The organism is Blautia sp. An81 (assembly GCF_002161285.1).
GTDB classification, from domain to species: domain Bacteria; phylum Bacillota; class Clostridia; order Lachnospirales; family Lachnospiraceae; genus Blautia; species Blautia ornithocaccae.
This window is the reverse complement of record NZ_NFHH01000083.1, coordinates 1-500: the sequence shown is the minus strand read 5'-3', so window position 1 is coordinate 500 and position 500 is coordinate 1. Positions and strand designations below refer to the sequence as shown.

Below are 500 nucleotides of genomic sequence, written 5' to 3'. Positions count from 1 at the left end.
GCGCGGCTGAGGATCCTGCCGTCTTCCCGGACTTTGTAATGGATACAGTCCATAAAAACAAAAGGATATACAGGGTTCAGTGGACGAGACTGCCACTCTTTCACTTCCGGAAGGATTTTATCCGTGATTTTGCTGACCATTTCGGCGGAAAGTTCAATCCCATAAAGTTCCTGGAGCTGGTCATGAATATCCCTTGTACTCATTCCGCGGGCATAGAGAGAGATTACTTTCTCCTCAATCCCGGAAATATCCCGCTGATATTTAGGGATCAGCTTTGGTTCAAACTCACCATTGCGGTCACGGGGAACATCGATCTGGAATTCCCCGTACTGGCTTTTGAGTGTTTTGGGAGAGTGGCCATTCCTCTTATTATCGCTCTTGAGATCACCTTTACAATTTTTTTCATAGCCCAGAGTTGCATCCATCTCGGCTTCCAGAAGCTCCTGCAATATATCTTTGAAGCTGTCTTTGAGAAGGGAGTAAACATCAGCCACACTGGT

Annotated in this window: 1 protein-coding gene; it reads right to left on the bottom strand. The window is 46.4% G+C overall.

The window, feature by feature from the left end:
• Window positions 1-500: IS256 family transposase (locus tag B5G33_RS20960; RefSeq protein ID WP_204247450.1), on the bottom strand; the 500-nt coding region annotated here is incomplete at both ends.